At 48.9% G+C, this 16,734-nt stretch carries 14 protein-coding genes and 1 pseudogene; 4 read left to right on the forward strand and 11 right to left on the reverse strand.

Features of this window, described 5'->3' with window-relative positions; translation table 11 throughout:
- Nucleotides 1-30 precede the first annotated feature (30 nt).
- The gene (locus tag GLV81_RS01245) at nt 31-1,350 is read left to right on the forward strand and encodes a D-alanyl-D-alanine carboxypeptidase/D-alanyl-D-alanine-endopeptidase (RefSeq protein ID WP_157476116.1); all 1,320 of its coding nucleotides are present in this window, start codon (nt 31-33) and stop codon (nt 1,348-1,350) included.
- Nucleotides 1,351-1,502: 152 nt separating this feature from the next.
- Here GLV81_RS01245 and GLV81_RS01250 read toward each other — a convergent pair whose 3' ends face one another.
- The 4 genes from GLV81_RS01250 to mutL form a co-directional block, all read right to left on the reverse strand.
- A complete protein-coding gene (locus GLV81_RS01250; RefSeq protein WP_157476118.1) occupies nt 1,503-3,551 on the reverse strand; it encodes a M56 family metallopeptidase in 2,049 nt (682 codons plus the stop codon).
- A 3-nt stretch (nt 3,552-3,554) separates the two neighbouring features.
- Nucleotides 3,555-3,926 carry a BlaI/MecI/CopY family transcriptional regulator gene (locus tag GLV81_RS01255; protein WP_157476120.1) on the reverse strand — a complete coding sequence of 124 codons (372 nt, stop codon included), beginning with the start codon at nt 3,924-3,926 and terminating at the stop codon, nt 3,555-3,557.
- A gap of 282 nt (nt 3,927-4,208) precedes the next feature.
- Complete coding sequence (locus tag GLV81_RS01260; protein WP_197428831.1) at nt 4,209-4,928, reverse strand: DNA mismatch repair MutL family protein; 720 nt, start codon at nt 4,926-4,928, stop codon at nt 4,209-4,211.
- Nucleotides 4,882-6,192, reverse strand: coding sequence for a DNA mismatch repair endonuclease MutL (mutL, locus tag GLV81_RS01265; RefSeq protein WP_157476124.1), 1,311 nt, complete (start codon nt 6,190-6,192; stop codon nt 4,882-4,884). The genes GLV81_RS01260 and mutL overlap by 47 nt, the downstream gene beginning before the upstream one ends.
- Before the next feature lie 740 nt (nt 6,193-6,932).
- Here mutL and GLV81_RS01270 point away from each other — a divergent pair.
- Nucleotides 6,933-7,184, forward strand: coding sequence for a hypothetical protein (locus GLV81_RS01270; RefSeq protein ID WP_157476126.1), 252 nt, complete (start codon nt 6,933-6,935; stop codon nt 7,182-7,184).
- Nucleotides 7,185-7,470: 286 nt separating this feature from the next.
- On the opposite strand, the gene GLV81_RS01275 is transcribed toward GLV81_RS01270, so the two are convergent.
- The 5 genes from GLV81_RS01275 to GLV81_RS01295 all read right to left on the reverse strand — a co-directional run bounded on the left by GLV81_RS01275 (nt 7,471) and on the right by GLV81_RS01295 (nt 10,581).
- Nucleotides 7,471-8,322: an SDR family oxidoreductase gene (locus tag GLV81_RS01275; protein WP_157476128.1), complete on the reverse strand. Its 852-nt coding sequence runs from the start codon at nt 8,320-8,322 to the stop codon at nt 7,471-7,473.
- Between the two features lie 45 nt (nt 8,323-8,367).
- Nucleotides 8,368-8,781: an Rrf2 family transcriptional regulator gene (locus GLV81_RS01280; RefSeq protein WP_157476130.1), complete on the reverse strand. Its 414-nt coding sequence runs from the start codon at nt 8,779-8,781 to the stop codon at nt 8,368-8,370.
- Between the two features lie 278 nt (nt 8,782-9,059).
- Complete coding sequence (locus GLV81_RS20960) at nt 9,060-9,413, reverse strand: M28 family peptidase (protein WP_197428832.1); 354 nt, start codon at nt 9,411-9,413, stop codon at nt 9,060-9,062.
- Nucleotides 9,401-9,727, reverse strand: coding sequence for a M28 family peptidase (locus GLV81_RS20965; protein ID WP_197428833.1), 327 nt, complete (start codon nt 9,725-9,727; stop codon nt 9,401-9,403). Before GLV81_RS20965 ends, GLV81_RS20960 begins: the two co-directional genes overlap by 13 nt.
- Entirely contained in the window at nt 9,721-10,581 is an 861-nt protein-coding gene (locus GLV81_RS01295) for a protease-associated domain-containing protein (protein WP_157476136.1), read from the reverse strand. The genes GLV81_RS20965 and GLV81_RS01295 overlap by 7 nt, the downstream gene beginning before the upstream one ends.
- 227 nt (nt 10,582-10,808) lie before the next feature.
- Here GLV81_RS01295 and GLV81_RS01300 point away from each other — a divergent pair, with 227 nt between their 5' ends.
- Nucleotides 10,809-13,724, forward strand: coding sequence for a serine hydrolase domain-containing protein (locus GLV81_RS01300; RefSeq protein ID WP_157476138.1), 2,916 nt, complete (start codon nt 10,809-10,811; stop codon nt 13,722-13,724).
- On the opposite strand, the gene GLV81_RS01305 is transcribed toward GLV81_RS01300, so the two are convergent.
- Nucleotides 13,685-14,245, reverse strand: a complete 561-nt coding sequence (locus tag GLV81_RS01305; protein ID WP_157476140.1) for a hypothetical protein — start codon at nt 14,243-14,245, stop codon at nt 13,685-13,687. The two genes, GLV81_RS01300 and GLV81_RS01305, sit on opposite strands and share 40 nt — an antisense overlap.
- A 3-nt stretch (nt 14,246-14,248) precedes the next feature.
- Nucleotides 14,249-14,709 (reverse strand): annotated as a pseudogene (locus GLV81_RS01310) (methylglyoxal synthase).
- Nucleotides 14,710-14,902: 193 nt separating this feature from the next.
- Here GLV81_RS01310 and GLV81_RS01315 point away from each other — a divergent pair.
- Nucleotides 14,903-16,657: a DUF4836 family protein gene (locus GLV81_RS01315; RefSeq protein ID WP_157476142.1), complete on the forward strand. Its 1,755-nt coding sequence runs from the start codon at nt 14,903-14,905 to the stop codon at nt 16,655-16,657.
- Nucleotides 16,658-16,734: the final 77 nt, after the last annotated feature.

A 16,734-nucleotide genomic window follows, 5' to 3' on the forward strand; every position in this document is an offset into this window, starting at 1 on the left:
AGTTTGACTCACCTAAAAATAAGCGGGAATATGAACAGGCGGCATGATATAATTCAGTTGTTGGTGATGGCGGTGTTACTGATGGGTTGTGTGTCGGGCAGGCAAATACAACGGGGCCTGCAACAGTATGAGGCACTTACTACATTGCTGGAAGACAGTACGCTGCAGCATGCTCATGTAGGTATTATGATTGTAGATGCCGAATCGCAACAGCTGCTTGCTGCACACAACGAGCACAAGTATTTTGTACCCGCCAGTAATACCAAACTCTGGACCATGTACGCCGGTTTGAAATACCTCGGCGATAGTCTGATAGCTGGCTACGTGGCCAAATCCAACGACAGTGTTGTGCATTTCCGTTCGCATGCCGATCCTACTTTTCTGCACCCCGATTACAAGCATCAACCATTGGCAACTGTGCTGCAGCAATACAAGCAAGTGAATTGGTACAATGCCGGCATGGCCACCACAGCTTATGGCAATGGCTGGAGCTGGAACGATTACGATGCTACCTACATGGCGCCCCGCAGTAGCATGCCTATGTACGGCAATGTGGCCAGCTTTGCACTACAGGCCAATGGCAACGTGCAAAGCAACCCCGCTAACGTTGCCGGATTGGTGACGAACATTGACCACTTCCGGGATTCGGGTTTTAGCATACATCGGTTGTTTGATCAGCCAGCATTTACACTGTGGCCTGGCAAAACCAAACGCACCAATACTACTTTGTACATGACGCCGGCGTCTTCGTCTCAACTGGCAGCTACACAGTTGGGCAACGACTGGTATTTCGAACATGCGTCAGTTCCTGAAAATCTGCGCTGGCAAAAGATATACTCGCAACCAACCGACAGCATGATGAAACCGCTGATGCACCGCAGCGACAATTTTTTTGCTGAGCAAACCTTGCTCATGATTAGCCAGCAGTGGTTTGGCTACATGAATGAAAGCGATGTGATTGATAGTTTGCTACAAACAGATTTGCAAGCCATGCCTGATAAACCCCGTTGGGTTGATGGCAGTGGACTGAGCCGTTATAATCTGTTTACGCCTGCCGATTTTATCTGGCTGTTGCAGCAATGCCGCAGCGAATTTTCCATGGCCCGTTTGCAAAATATTTTGCCTACCGGCAATGATGGCACACTTACCAATTATTACAAACCACTGGAAGGAAAGCTGTTTGCTAAAACCGGCACGCTGGCTGGGGTAGTAGCCCTAAGCGGCTATATGACCAGCAAGCAAGGGCGGCTGTTGCTGCTGAGTGTACAGGTCAACAATCACAATGGTTCGGCAGCAGCTGTGAGAAGAGCGGTAGAAAAATACCTGCTGCATGTGTGGGAGCATAACTAGCGAATTTTTGAACCTCTAAGACGCTAAGGCTGAAAGAGGCACAAAGAAAAATGCAGGGCGTATAAAGCAAATTGGATTGATGAAAGCACTTAACACAAAAGGGACCACATCATGCGGTCCCTTTTGTATGCTTTAAAATAGAGATGTTAGGATTACTCCAAACGAAACGTGATGGTTTGCGAAGTGCGGGCTATTACTTTTTGTCCGTTTTGTAATGCAGGCACCCACTTGGGGCCGGATTTAATAATGCGTACGGCTTCTTGTGCCAAACCGCCACCGGGGTCGTTCATGGCATAAATGTCAGATAAGTTACCTTCTGTATCTACTACAAACTGTACTACTACTTTACCTTGTATGCCTTTTTCTTGAGCTTCATTCGGGTATTGCAGATTACGCTCAAGGTATCTTCTCCAACCATCGTAGTTGCCCGGAAAAGCTGGCGGTGTTTCAGTTTCTGCAAACACAGCACCAGATTTCTTGCTGTAAATTTCTATCACCCCTTTCTCTGCTTCTGCACCATACTTGGCTACTGCTGTACCATCTTTCAATACATTGATGCTGCCAATTTGGTCGGGAGAAATTTCTTGCATTTCTGCTGCGGTAATACGTTTGCCATCCAGGAAAATTAGCGCAGGCATATTGTCTGAACCAGCACCACCCCGCAGCAAAACTGTTTGCTTGCTTTTGGGAGTTGGATAACCGGTGACCACTACCTCATCGGCATGCAGGGTAGTAGCCTGTCCCTGCACTTGTACACGTGGCTTGCCATAGCCTACCACTACCACTTCACCCGGTCCATTACTGGCGGTGGCTGGCTTGCTGGTGTTTGAGCGTGGTTGCCCTTGTACCACTACCTCGTTTTGCGTAGCTGAGACTTCCGTTTTCGGATGAATCATAATCACCCCATTCTTTCCCTTTTCGCCGTACAGCTTCGTAGCACTTTCGCCCTTCAGTACATCGATACTGGCAATGGTATTGGGATCGATTTGTTGTAGCTGAGCTTGGGTAATTTCCAAGCCTGCATAAATAAATAAGGGTTGTGTTTCAGGATTGCTGCTCATGCCGCTGAGGTTGAGTTTCACTGGCTCATCCGCAGGCGCCTTTGGTGGTGGCGGAGGCGGAATGAAGTAGCCTTTCTTTTTCGCTGCATTTAATTCATAGGTGAATTTGCGGCCGTCTTTCATTTCGTATTTGATGTAGCAGTGACCGTTTTTGTCAATCACCTCTGCCTTGCGAATGCTATCGGGCAGCTCGGGCCACTGCCCGTTTGCAGGAGCTACAGGTGCAGGTGGTGGTGGTGGCGGCGGTGTTTTCTTTTTGTCCTGCGCATAGGCTTTGTCGATACTTACCACCAATACGGCGGCAGTAGCAATCATCAGTACCAGTCCGCTGATGCGGCGCAGGTAGCTGTATTTCGGTTCATGAGAAGCTGTTATCATGTGTAATCTTCTTTTGAGATGAGCGGTAAAAAAGGGATTGCTGAGTGCAGGTGCGGGTGTGCCGGTGGCCACCTGTAAAATCATGGCGGCAAATGCAGCGCCATCATAACGCTCTATGGCTTGCTGATCGGCTAAAAATTCGTGGATGGCATACAGTTCGCGGCGCATCAACCAAAAAAACGGGTTCATCCAAAACACAATCAACAGCAGTTCGGCAAACAATTTATCGGCACTGTGTTTCTCGTGGATGTGAGTTAGTTCATGCTGCAGCATGCGTTGGCCATTGCTGCTATCAGGGTCGATATCGCTGCGCCAAAACAGCCACTTGAAAAACGAAAATGGTGCGGAAGGTTCTTCTGTAATCACCACACTTACTTCGTGAAAATAAGTGGGTGTATTGTGGCGATACAAACGCACCACCTTCCATACACTGCGCAGCAAATGCAGCAGCAGTAACCCTGATACCATGAGCATGCTCAAACTGGCATATTCCTTCCAGCTCCAGGTGGTATTGGGTTGGTATACCAGCACCACATTGTTCCAGGGCAGGGCTGCTACCATATCTACCACAGCAGTTGGCTTGGCCGGTTGCAGCAGCGGTATGTTCATGAACGGTACCAACACACTCAGCAGCATGGCACTCAGCAGGTAAAACCGGTTCCACTGATGAAACCGTTCGTTGCGCAGGGCTACCCAGTAGTAGCCCAACAGCACGGCACTGCAGAGCAGCATTTTCAGTAGGTACAACATTACCGGATGCATAGGCTATTTGTTTTTAAGTTCCTTCAACAACATTTCCAGGTCTTGCACACTCAGCTTTTTTTGGTCTACCAAAAAGCTGACCGCACTGCTGTAGGACCCATCGAAATAGCTGCTCACCAACGAGCCGAGGCTTTGCTTGCTATACTGCGCCTTACTCATGAGTGGCTGGTACAAATTGTTGCGCCCCACGGCTTGTGAGGTTACAAAGCCTTTGTCCATCAAAATTTTGAGCAGCGTAGCCACCGTATTGCTGTGCGGTTGTGGTGTCGGCATGGCTTCTACAATGTCTTTCAAAAAGCCTTCGCCTATTTGCCACAGGGCATGCATTACCTGTTCTTCGGCCTTGGTCAGTGTCTTTACGGTTGATTTTGCCATGGTTTTAATTTACCACAGAGGAGAAAGAGGAAGGCACAGAGGCGCAGGTGTTTGCCTGCATTGTGTGCTATCCATTTCGTTCTGTTCTTCAGTACTTTTTCCGGGCGTTTGCAACCACCCGATTGGAATTCCAAACCGAATATAACTAATTTCTTAGTGAAATAACTAATTTTTTAGTTGTTAAAAAGTTGTTGAACCACCAAGGCACAACGAATGCACTAAGTACACAAGGGAAAAACTTTGTGCTCCTTGCGTGTCCTTCGTGCCTTTGTGGTTCAATGTTTACCCGAAAGTCCGTTGCAATTGCTCGATAGAATACTCTACATAGGTAGGCTTGCCGCCCGGTGTGGTATTGGGCGTGGTACATAAAAACAGCTGCTCCACCAGACTGCGCATTTCTTTTTCGCTGAGGTTGCGGCCGGCCTTGATGCTTTGCTGCCAGGCAAGGGTGCGAATGAGTTTTTCGCGGCGGCTAAACTTCACTTCTGCATTGAAGTTTTTGTAGTGTTCCAGTATGTGCTCAATGGCTTTTTGTTCATTGCCGCTGTCTACATCGGCAGGCGTGCCGTGTATAATAAAACTGTTGTGGCCAAAGGGTTCTACCTGATAGCCGAGTTGCAGCATATCGGGCAATAGTTCTGTGAGTAGCAAAGCATCGGCAGGTTGCAATTCAATGCTTACCGGAAACAGACTTTGCTGCGTGGCAATGGGTTTGCCGAAGATGGCTTTTTGCAATTGCTCATACAAAATGCGTTCGTGAGCACCTTGCTGGTGAATGAGCAAATAACCATGATTGGTAATGGCAATGATGTAGGCCCAATGCACCTGCATGAGCGGCGTTTCGGGTATCCACTGAAAACGCTTTTCGCGGCTGATGGGCCGCTGCTCATGTTCAAAATCGTAGTATGGCGTTTTGGGCGAAATCTCAAAGAGTTGCTCTTTTAGTTTGGCCAGTTCACTTTGCCAGCCAGCGGCCCCGGCCCCCCTCCTCCCGATAGCCATCGGGATCCCCCGGCGGGGGAGAGTAGAAGCCACCCGCTTGTTGAGCAGCCTTTTGAATGTCAACCGTTTGTTGTTTGTCCGCTATCCAGCTGCCGGGCATGGGGCGCATGGCACCAGCACTGGGTTCAATTTTATGCGCCTGATTTTTTTGCGTAAAGGTTTGGTACAAGCTGCTGCTGATGGTGCGTTCGGCTATGTCATCTGTTACCGGTTTACTCACGGCATCCAGTTGTTGTATATCGGCATTGAGACTAAAATCAAGCGACGGCGCAATGCTGAATTGTGCCAGTGCATGCTTGATGGCAGCCTGCACAAAAGCATACACAATCTTTTCATCATCAAACTTTATTTCCTGCTTGGTGGGGTGCACGTTGATGTCTACATGCTGCGGGTCGAGCTGTATAAACAGCACGTAGGAAGGGTAGCTGTCCTTGGCCAGCAGGTCTTCATACGCATGGGTTACCGCATGGTTGAGATAGGCACTTTTGATAAAGCGGTTGTTGATGAAAAAGTATTGGTCGCCACGGGTTTTGCGGGCCGTGTCGGGCTTGCCTACAAAACCGCTGATGGTGAGGTAGTCGGTATCTTCTTTAATGGGTACCAGCTTGGTATTGTACTGGCTGCCCAGCAGTTGTACAATGCGCTGTTTGAGGCTGCCTTTTTCCAGCACAAACACCTGCTGTCCGTTGCTGGTAAGGCTAAACCGCACTTCCGGAAAAGCCATGGCCACCCGGGTAAATTCATCCATGATGTTGCGCAGCTCGGTGGTATTGCTTTTCAAAAAATTGCGGCGGGCCGGCACATTGAAAAACACATTTTTCATGCTGATGCTGGTGCCCACGGGGCATTGCACCGGCTCCTGCTGCACCACCACACTGTTTTCGATGCGGATGAAAGTGCCCAGTTCGTCTTCGGCCCGGCGGGTTTTCAGCTCTACCTGGGCCACGGCCGCAATGCTGGCCAGCGCCTCGCCCCGAAAGCCCATGGTACGCAGGCTAAACAGATCGTCGATGGTTTTGATTTTGCTGGTGGCGTGCCGCTCAAAAGCCATGCGGGCATCGGTCGCACTCATGCCCTTGCCGTTGTCTATCACCTGCACCAGTCCTTTGCCTGCATCGGTCACAATGAGTTGTAAGTCGGTAGCTCCGGCATCAATGGCGTTTTCCAGCAGTTCCTTTACGGCACTGGCTGGTCGCTGAATCACTTCTCCGGCGGCTATCTGGTTGGCAATGTGGTCTGGTAGCAGTTGTATAATATCGGGCACTCGCAGTTTCTCCTTGTAGCCGGCAAAAATAGGGGTTCGGGGAGAGTCGGGAGACGGTTGTCGGAAGTCCGGAGACGGGAGTCTGTAGACGGGAGACGGAAAGTCCGGAAGACCGGAAGACGGCAAGCCGGAAGTTTTCGTCATGCTGACGAAGGAAGCTGTAAGTCCAGACCGAAGCGGCTGAGGCATCTCTTCAATCGGAGACGGAAAGACCGAAAGTGGGTAAGTCCGTAGTCGGAAGTCCGTAGATGGGAGACGGAAAGACCGGGAGTCGGGAAGTCCGGAAGACAGTATTCGGTGGTTGGTAGTCCGTAGTCAGGAGACGGAAAGTCCGAAAGACGGCAGTCCGTAGTCTGTTGTCTGTATTCGGTCGTCCGTTTATCTTTCCCCAGCCCTGCAAGGGCGACCTACCTCAGCCATGGGCTACACCCATGGATACAAGAAACCCTTGATCCGTAAGCCCTGTAGGGGCGGTATCACACAATAAGCGTAGAGAGCATTTGGGGCTGTCAGCAGCGGTGCATGCGCAGCAACAGTTCCGGCTGTCCGCTTTAGCCCCGACCGAAGCGTCGGGGGCTACCGCTACCATCCGGCAGCCCGTCAGCAATACAACATACATCAGCGACATGGTAGTATCGATTTTATCACAGGCATTGAAATACACTTGAGAAAAAATCTCCAACCCTCATTAAACGTTCAACACTAACGCTGTGTCATACCTGCACAAAAACCGAAAAAACATGACACGCACTACTACCAAACAACTCCTGCTGACTGCCGCCATTGCACTCGCCAGCTTTACCACCCAGGCCCAAACCCGCGACCGCAAAGAAGATGTACGGGACAAAAAGAAGACGTTCGTGACCGCAAGGAAAACCGCCGCGACCGCCGCGAAGACAAGCGGGATAAAGCCGAAGACCGTCGCGACAAACGCGAAGATGTTCGGGATGCCCAACACGACGGTGGCCGCCGCGATAAACTCGAAGATGTAAGAGACCGCAAAGAAGATGTACGGGATAAAAAAGAAGACCGTCGCGATAAAGCCGAAGACAAAAGAGACCGCAAAGAAAACCGCCGCGACCGTCTCGAAAACAAAGTCGACCGCCGCACTGGTCCTTCCCGCAGAGGCTAAGGAAAGAAGTGGGAGGTTAGAAGTGGGAAGTACGAATCTTTTGCTGTAATACATGATCGTTACTTCCAGCTATTTTTTCTACAATATCGATATTAAAAAAGCGAAGCGTTTTGGCGCTTCGCTTTTTTATTGAAGGATTAGGAAAATTACTGTGCAGCACCAGCCAACACTTCACGTACAGTTTCGGCGATGGGTGTAGTGGGGCGGCCAATCAATTGCGCCAGTTGCTGCTGTTCGTCCAGCAAATCGTTTTGCGCAATGCCTGTTTCCCAACCGGCAATGGTTGCCGCCAATGCTTCGGGCAAGCCAAAACTGCTGAGCAGTTTGGCGTAGTCTGCTACCGGAAGGTTGTTGTATTGCACGGGCTTGCCTGCTTGCTCCGCTACAATGGCAGCCAGCTCGGTTAGCGTATAGCTGCTGCTGCCCGCCAGTTCGTACACTTTGCCTTCGTGGCCGGTGCTTGTCAGCACCACAGCTGCAGCTTCTGCAAAATCTATACGGGCGGCAGAAGAAATTTTACCATCACCCGAACTGCCGGCTATGGCGCCTGCATGCAACGCACCTGCAATGGCGTTTGCATAGTTTTCGTTGTACCAGCCATTGCGCAAAATCACATGCGGTATGCCCGATGCCTGCAACAATTGCTCTGTGGCCAAATGTTCTTCGGCCAGGCTAATGCGAGAGGTATCGGCATGCAACAAACTGGTGTATACTATCAATTGTACGCCGGCTTGCTGTGCAGCACGAATTACATTTCCGTGTTGTGTTTTGCGTTGGCCAATTTCATTGCCCGAAATCAACAAGAGTTTATCAATGCCCTGCAATGCATATACATCGGGTTGGCTGTAATCGAATGCCCGTGCATCAATGCCGAGTGATGCGGCTTTTTCTGTGTTGCGAACGAGAGCCACCAACTGGCTGGCTTCGGTTCTTTGTAAGAGTTGTGCTACTACCAGCTGACCCAGCTGTCCGGTGGCGCCTGTGATACCTGTTTTCATAGAATAAAATGTAATTAAAAGTGTTACAATTATGAGTAAAAAAAATTAACGGTGAAATTGGGCTACAAAACCGGCGAGGGTTTTGCCTGCTAAAAAAGCAGCTACTATCTCATCTGTTTCCAGAAACAATTGATCGAGTTTTTTATTGATGTTTTTGCCTACGGGGCATTTAGGATTGGGGTTCAGGTTTTTACGGCCCAGTACTTCCGATTGTTTGATGGCGGCATACACTTCGGCCAGTGTAATGGCTGCCGGAGGCTTGCCCAGCATGGATCCGCCGTCTTTGCCTTTGCGGGTTACTACCAGCCTTGCTGCCTGCAACACACTCAGTTCTTTGCGCACCATCACCGGGTTGATGTTTATGCTGGTGGCCAGCCACTCAGAACTCTGCCACTCGCCATGCGTGCTGGCCAGCAGGGTGAGAATGTGCATGTTGGTTGCAAACCTGGCGTTGTTCATAATGGAGCAAATGTAGGACTTGTTTTTAATGTAACAAATATAGTTACATTAAAAATTACTGAAAGCAACACGGCCTTTCCTGCAGTAGCGGACAAAAAAGAGAAAGCTAAATAGTAGTAATTGGTTGAACGCCTGCCTGTTGTGAGACAGGGTGCCAACGCCACTGCTGATACATAGTAGTACCACCACTGACCCCCAAAAAGAAAAAAGCGTAGGAAAACTTCCTACGCTTTTACATGGTTTAAGACACTTCGTAACTCTTACTTCTAACCTCAAAATTATCTGGTGAGCGCTGCAGCAGGCAATGGCTTGTCACGCTTCAGCATCTCGTTGCGGTTGGCTATTTCCCAGGCGGTGAGGAATACCAGTTGGGCACGCTTGGCCATCAGCTCAAATTCAATTTTGTCTACCGTATCGGTAGGGCGGTGGTAGTCGCGGTGAATGCCATCGAAGTAAAACAGGATGGGTACACCATGCTTGGCAAAATTGTAGTGGTCGCTGCGGAAGTAAATGCGGCTCTTATCCAGCGGGTCGTTGTAGCGGCCATCGAGCACCATTTTCAAATTTTTGTTGGCCAGTACAGATACGCCGGGCAGGTCGCTGCTCAGCTTGTCTTCACCTACGAGGTACACATACAAAGCAGAATCTTTTTGCTTTCGTACACGGTATCGGTGCGGCCAATCATATCGATGTTGAGGTTGGCGGTTGTTTTTTCCAACGGATACACAGGGTTGTTGCCGTAGTGTGCACTACCCCACAAACCTTTTTCTTCACCACTCACAGTCATAAACAAAATGCTGCGGCGGGGGCCCTTGCCTTCTGCTTTGGCTTTTACAAAAGCTTCGGCCAGCTCCAGCACACTTACGGTGCCACTGCCATCGTCATCGGCACCATAGTTGATGATATCGCCACGGCGGCCAATATGATCGTAGTGACCGGTTACCACCAGGAACTCATCTTTTTATCGGTGCCTTCCAAAAATCCGAGGATATTGTTGCTCACCAGGGTGATTTGCTTTTCGTGGTAGCTGAAGTGCACACTCGCTTTAATGTTTTTGCTCTGCAGTTTGCCGCTTTTTTCAGCAGCAGCCTCAGCACCCAACAGTTGTGCAGCAACAGCGTCGGATACGCTAAAGAAGTTGATGCTTTGGCGGGCAGGATCTTTTACCACGGTCATGTTGCTCATCACTGGTTCTTTGCCATCGTTGATGCGATCGCCCATTACGAGTACGGCAGCAGCACCCTTGGCTTGCAGCTGTCCAACTACCATGGCGGGGCCGCCAAAAAAGCCACGACCACCGGCACCGGCCGCTGGGGCTTTCATGCGTACCAGCACCAGCCGGCCACTCACATCTACTTTGTTATTTTTCCAAAGGCTGTCTTCCATGTTTACATACACTACTTCGCCAAAACTCATGTGGCTGTTGTAGTTGGCTGTAGTGGCACTGAAATCTTTGTAGAGGTTCAGCTTGCTGCCATTTACTTCCAGCGAAGCTTCGGTCAGGCTGTCGCGGTACACGTTGTACGATTGTGTCCACTGGCCATTGTTGCCGGGTTGCAGGCCAATGGCTTTCATTTGTTCAATAATGTAAGCGGCGGCTTTGTATTCACCGGGGGTAGCGGTTTCCCGACCTTCCATTTCGGCGCTGGCCACAATGGTCAGGTGTTTTTTCAAATCGGCAGGCGTAATGGTTTGGGCATATTTGCCGGCCTGTTTGAGCGTTGGTTGCGCCATGGCAGCAGTGCCACTGAGGCAAAGACCAACGAGCAATACATGTTTTACGTTCATGGTTGTTTTCATTAAAGTTTGGTAGAACACTGCATCAATAGATGTGATTGCCGGAAAAATCCAGCGATGGCAATGTAGGGATTTGTTGAATGGTAAAAAGGTTTGGCAGGTTGGCAGGTTGGAAAGTTGGAAAGACGGGATGCCAGTAGTGGAATGAACATTGGAACTTTCAAACATTGGAACTTGTGAACTCGTAAACATGTAAACTCGTAACCTTTGCAACAATAAACAGTTCGAAAATGCGTCGCTTGCTTTTTATGATGTCGATGTTTTGTGCCGGTCAGTTGATGGCGCAAAAGCAACAATGGGTGGATAGTGTGTTTCAATCGTTGAGTAATGAAGAACGCATTGCGCAGCTCATGGTTATTCGTACCAGCAGTATGGATGCCAAAGGCAATCCCATTATGTTTGATAGTTTGGCCAACGATTGGGTAAGTAAATACAATGTAGGTGCAGTGTGTTTATTCCAAGGCAGTCCGGCGCAGCAGGCGGCACTGCTCAACAGCATTCAGGCCAAAGCCAAAACACCCATCATGGTAACGGTAGATGGTGAATGGGGTTTGGGCATGCGTTTCGCCGGTGTAAAATCATTTCCATATCAGCTTACTATGGGTGCGGTAAATGATGCAGCCGTGGTGTACAAAGTGGGGCAGGCCATTGCCGACCAATGTAAGCGGATGAACATACATGTGAACTATGCACCGGTGGTTGACATCAACAACAACCCCGCCAACCCGGTGATAGGGGTGCGCAGTTTTGGTGAAGACAAATACAAAGTGGCCCTCATGGGCACCCGCATTATGCAAGGCATGCAAGATGCCGGTGTCATGGCTTGTGCCAAGCATTTTCCCGGCCACGGCGATGTGAGTGTAGACAGCCATTATGATTTGCCCATCATCAATAAAAACATGGATGAGCTGACGGCGTTGGAGCTGTATCCTTTCAAAGAATTGTTTGCCAAAGGCATTGGCAGTGCTATGGTGGCGCACCTGAGCATACCTGCTATAGATACCACGCCCAATAAGCCTACGTCATTGTCGTACAACAACATTACGGGCCTTATGCGCAATGAGCTCGGTTATAACGGGCTCACATTTACGGATGCATTGGAAATGAAAGGGGTGGCCAAATATTTTCCCAGTGGCGAAGCTGCTGTGCAAAGCATCATTGCCGGCAACGACATGCTGTGCCTGCCCGCCGATGTACCCAAAACCATTGATGCCATTAAAAAAGCTATCGAGGCAGGAAGATTGACTTGGAATGATGTGTATCATAAATGCAAGCGGGTGCTGGAAGCGAAATACGATTATGTGTTGGGTAAAACTGCTGCTGTAAATGAAACCAATTTGCTCAACGATTTGAATGCACAGGTGGATGAGCTGCGCAAAGAAGTAGCCACACAAGCACTTACGGTGGTGAGAGGAAATGCGATGCATGCCAAGCCAAAAGCCGGCAGCAAAACAGTATATATATTGGTAGGTAATGTGCCTGACATTCCTATGGCCAGGTTGATGAAAGCTCAACAGCATCAGGTATTTTTTATGCCTTTGAAAAATGGCACCGCAGCAACGGCCGATTCATTGCTGAAAAAAATCAATGCCTTCAAACCCGCCAATATTGTTGTTGGCTTGCACGATGTGCGTCGCCAACCGGCCAACAATTTCAGCATGGGCGAAGCTGCAGTTTCATTGGTAAAAACATTGGGTAATAAAAAGGGTAGTTCACTGTTGTTGTTTGGCAACCCTTACGCTATGGCGCAGTTCGACTCTACCGGCTATGAAAACCTGGTGGCTTGTTATGAAGATGATTCTGTATTTCAGTCGGTGGCAGCCAGCTGGCTCAAAGGGCAATTTGCCGCCAGTGGGTCATTGCCTGTTACCGTAGGCAATTGGAAATTTGGTACTGGTGCTACAGCGGCCAAATCCTTTGCTGCCGTGGCTCCCGAAGCAGTGGGCATGAGCAGCGACACCTTGCGCCAGATAGATGCCATTGCTGCAGAAGCCATTGCTGCAGGTGCTACGCCGGGCTGTGTGGTAACGGTGTTGCGCAAAGGTAAACTGGTGTTTCAAAAAGCATACGGCCATTTGGATGCGGCTCAAACATTGCCCATGCAAACCAGCACCATTTTCGATTTGGCGAGTGTGACAAAAATATCTGCCACTACAGTAGCAGTAATGAAACTGGTAGAACAAGGCAAGGTGGATGTAAAGAAAAAAGCCAGCGAGTATTTGCCTTGGCTCAAAGGTGGTGATAAGGAAAACCTGACGGTAGAAAACTTATTGTTGCATCAGGCCGGTTTGGTAGCATGGATTCCTTTTTACAAAGAAGTAACGGATGCAGCTACTGGCAAAGCTTCGCCAGCGGTTTTTACGCCGTTTAAACAATCGAATTTTTCGGTAGATGTAACAGACCAACTCTTTATGCGCAACGATTGGGTAGATACCATGTATCGCCGCATTTATACCAGCCCTGTAGCTGCTAAAGAACTGAAGTATGTGTACAGCGATAACGATTTTATTCTGCTGGGCAAGTTGGTAGAAGCTGTGAGTGGTTTGCCATTGGAGCAATATGTGCAGCAGCAGTTTTATGCGCCTATGGGTATGCGAACTACAGGCTTTAAACCATATGAGCATTTTGCCAACAGCAGTATTGCCCCTACTGAGCAGGAAAAGGTTTTTCGCCAGCAACTGGTGTGGGGTTATGTACACGACCCCGGTGCGGCCATGTTTGGTAATGTGGCTGGTCATGCGGGTTTGTTTAGCAATGCAGAAGACCTGGCCAAGTTGTACCAGATGCTGTTGAATGGTGGCCTGTTCAATGGCAAGCAATACTTGAAAAAATCAACAATTGATTGGTTCACCAGTTATCAAACACCCATTAGCCGCCGTGGTTTGGGTTTTGATAAGCCGGAGAAAAACAACAGCCTGCGCAATGAAAAAACAGCTTATCCTGCGCAGTTTGTTTCTGCTGCCACTTACGGGCACACAGGCTTTACCGGTACTTGTGTATGGGTAGATCCTGCTACTGAGCTGGTATATATTTTCCTCAGCAACCGGGTGCATCCCGGTGGTGGCGATAATCGTACACTGCTCGACCTCAACATCCGCAGCCGCATTCATGATGTGCTGTACAAGAGCCTGCAAGGAAAGCCCTGAGCCATGCGTTTACATTTTTTACCTGCTATATGCCTGCAAGGCTTGTAGCAGGTTTTCTTTTCCTTTTGGCGCTGGCGAAAAGGCGAGTTGGGAATGTCAAACAAATTCTCTGTGCTACCATCTGCATGCTGAATGGCAAATACCCACGACGCTGTTTTATAAGACCTCTTCCAAAAAACTACGATACTGTCTGTTGCTTGAACGGTATAGGTGTTGGTTCTTTTGCTAAAGCCTCTGTGCAGTACAACTTCTATGCGATGCTTGCTTACTGTAATACATGGCCACGAGGGTACAAACAGCATGATAAATGGTGCTGGCAGTACGCCTAGCAGCCACAAAGAAATCCAGCCGGCTTTAGCCTCCCATAAGTAATACCCGCTGATGCCGAGCATCACGAGAATAAACAGGGGTAGCAGCCTGCTGATGCACCAATGCAACACCCGATGTGTGGGGTTGAGGCGCAGCTGCAACACACCCGGTTGTGTACTTACATCAAGGTATGGATTTAGTGAGCCGGGCATGTATTAGTGCGGAATGTTTCGCTTGAGATAGCTGCTGTAGTCGGGCACTTTGCATTCGTATTTGTGCTGCATCAGCGGGCTGGTGAGCAAAAAGTCGGCCGTGCTTCGGTCGGTGGCCATGGGAATGTTCCATACGGCCGCTAATCGAAGCAGCGCTTTAATGTCGGTATCATGTGGCTGCGCTTCCATGGGGTCCCAAAAAAGATGAGCATGTCTATTTCGCCATTCGAAATCATGGCGCCAATTTGCTGATCGCCACCCAAGGGGCCACTCATCAATTTACGCACCGGCCGGTCCAGTTTTTCTTCCAGCAGTTTGCCGGTGGTACCCGTGGCAAACAGTTCGTGCTTGGCCAGCATGTCGCGGTTAAAATACGCCCACTCAATAATATCATCTTTCTTATGGTCGTGTGCTACCATGGCAATGCGTTTGCGGGCCGGTAGCTCTCTGGTTTCGAATTTCATACCCGAAAAGTACCTGCTTTCTGTACAGGTGCAAAATCAGTTTGTATAACCAATGTTTATAGGTTTTTGCTGCCGCTCATGGTAGCTACAACCAGCACTTTGCGGCATTCACTGCCGCCCTTGTATTATCGGGCTGCGGGTTTGTGCATCCACTCCATTCCCCGCATCTTTGTGTCAAATTCTACTATCACTTATGAACCGTAACCGTTTTGCAGGACTCCTCGTATTGGCCGCCATAGTGCTGGCTTCCTGCGGCAAAAAAGGCCCCGAATACACACGTTACATTCCCAAATCTGCAGGCTATGTACTGGCTTTTGATGTAAAAAGCATGGTACAAAAACTGGAGAAAGATTCGCTGAGCATCGAAAACATGATGCAGGTGCTGAAAGATGAAAAAGGCAACACCGGTTATACCGAAGCCCTGGACATGTGGAAGCAATTCAAAGACGCTGGCATCGATTTTCAGAGCCGCGTATTTGTAGCCGTACCCGAAATGAATTTCAACGGTGGCAGTCTTTCTTTTCAGCTGGTAGCAGGATTGGAAGATGCTGCAAAACTGGAAGCATTCATCGGCAAGCAATTCAAAGATGCCAAGATTGAAAAGATGGGCGACATTTCAGTTGTGAGCCTGCCCATGGTTTCTATCGGTTGGAAAAAGGATGCGGTAATGATGGTAGGTAAACAATCGACTGCTGATTATGGTATGGTGGATATGAATGACCTGATGGGCGATACTGCAGCAGGCAATACCACAGCACCTGTATTGTCTACCAATACCAAAGAAGACATCAAAAAATATTTTGAGCTGAAGAAAGACGAAAGCGTTGCCAGCATTGATGTATTCAATGAGTTAATGGAAAAGCCTGCCGATGTGGCCATGTTTACCAGCAGTGAGTCTGCAGCAGGAGTAGCCAGCAACCCTTTCATGAACATGATGCCACAGGTAAAAGAATTGATAGCTGATGCCTACAGCACTTCTGTCATCAACTTTGAAGATGGCAAAATTGTGATTGAAGGCGATAGCTATGTAGGCAAAAAGCTGGGCGATTTACTGAAAAAATATGCAGGCCCTGTGGTGGATATGAGTCTGGTAGAGCGTTATCCTAATGCCAATGTAAATGGTGTAACGGCCTTTAGCTTTAAGCCAGAATTGCTTCCTGCATTTGTAAAAGAACTGGGCGTTGAAGCCTTGGTAAATATGGCACTCAGCCAAGGCGGTGTAACTGCCGATGAAATTGCCAAAGCATTCAAAGGTGATTTCGCCATCGTGTTCAGCGATTTTGCTTTCGAATCAAAATCATTTGGTAAAGACGCCAGTTATAAAAGCGTAGAACCCACCGGCAAATTGCTGATGGCCATTCGCATTGGCGACAAAGCAGCCTTCGACAAACTGATTGGTTTGGCTGAAAAAGAAGGCGGCATTCGTCGTGAAGGCAATCGTCTTGTACCTGTATCACCCCAAATTGATATGGAAGATGGTGAAATGACGGCGCCCATGCCGCAGCTTGGCGTGTTTGCCGGCATTGAAGGCGACCTGTTGATTATCAGCAACGACAGCACAGTGTATGCCAACTATGCCAGCGGTAAAGCTGGTGCAAAGTTGCCAGAGCAAGCCCGTACAGCTTTGAAAGATCAGAGTGTTGGTTTCTATCTCAACACGCCTTCTATCCTCAAAGGCATACCTGAAACTATGTTCGACAGCAGCGATGTGCATGAGAAAAACATCCTGAATCGTTCTAAGGAAATCTTTGGTGATGTATGGTTTTCTTCGGGCAACTTCGATGGCAAGAAACTGACGACAAAAGGTGAAATGCAAATGGCGCCGGGCAAAAACACCTTGCCGCAGCTGGTGCGTTACCTCATGTTCATAGCCGACGAAATGAAGGCGAAAGAAAAAGAGGAGGAAGAAATGTACAAACGCATGGAAGCTGAAATTGAAATGCAATAATTGTATTCCTGAATAAGTGCATTGCCATGGTTACTCAACCATGGCAATGTTTTTTGGTTAATATTGCTGAGTTGTCT

Source organism: Phnomibacter ginsenosidimutans (assembly GCF_009740285.1).
GTDB lineage: Bacteria > Bacteroidota > Bacteroidia > Chitinophagales > Chitinophagaceae > Phnomibacter > Phnomibacter ginsenosidimutans.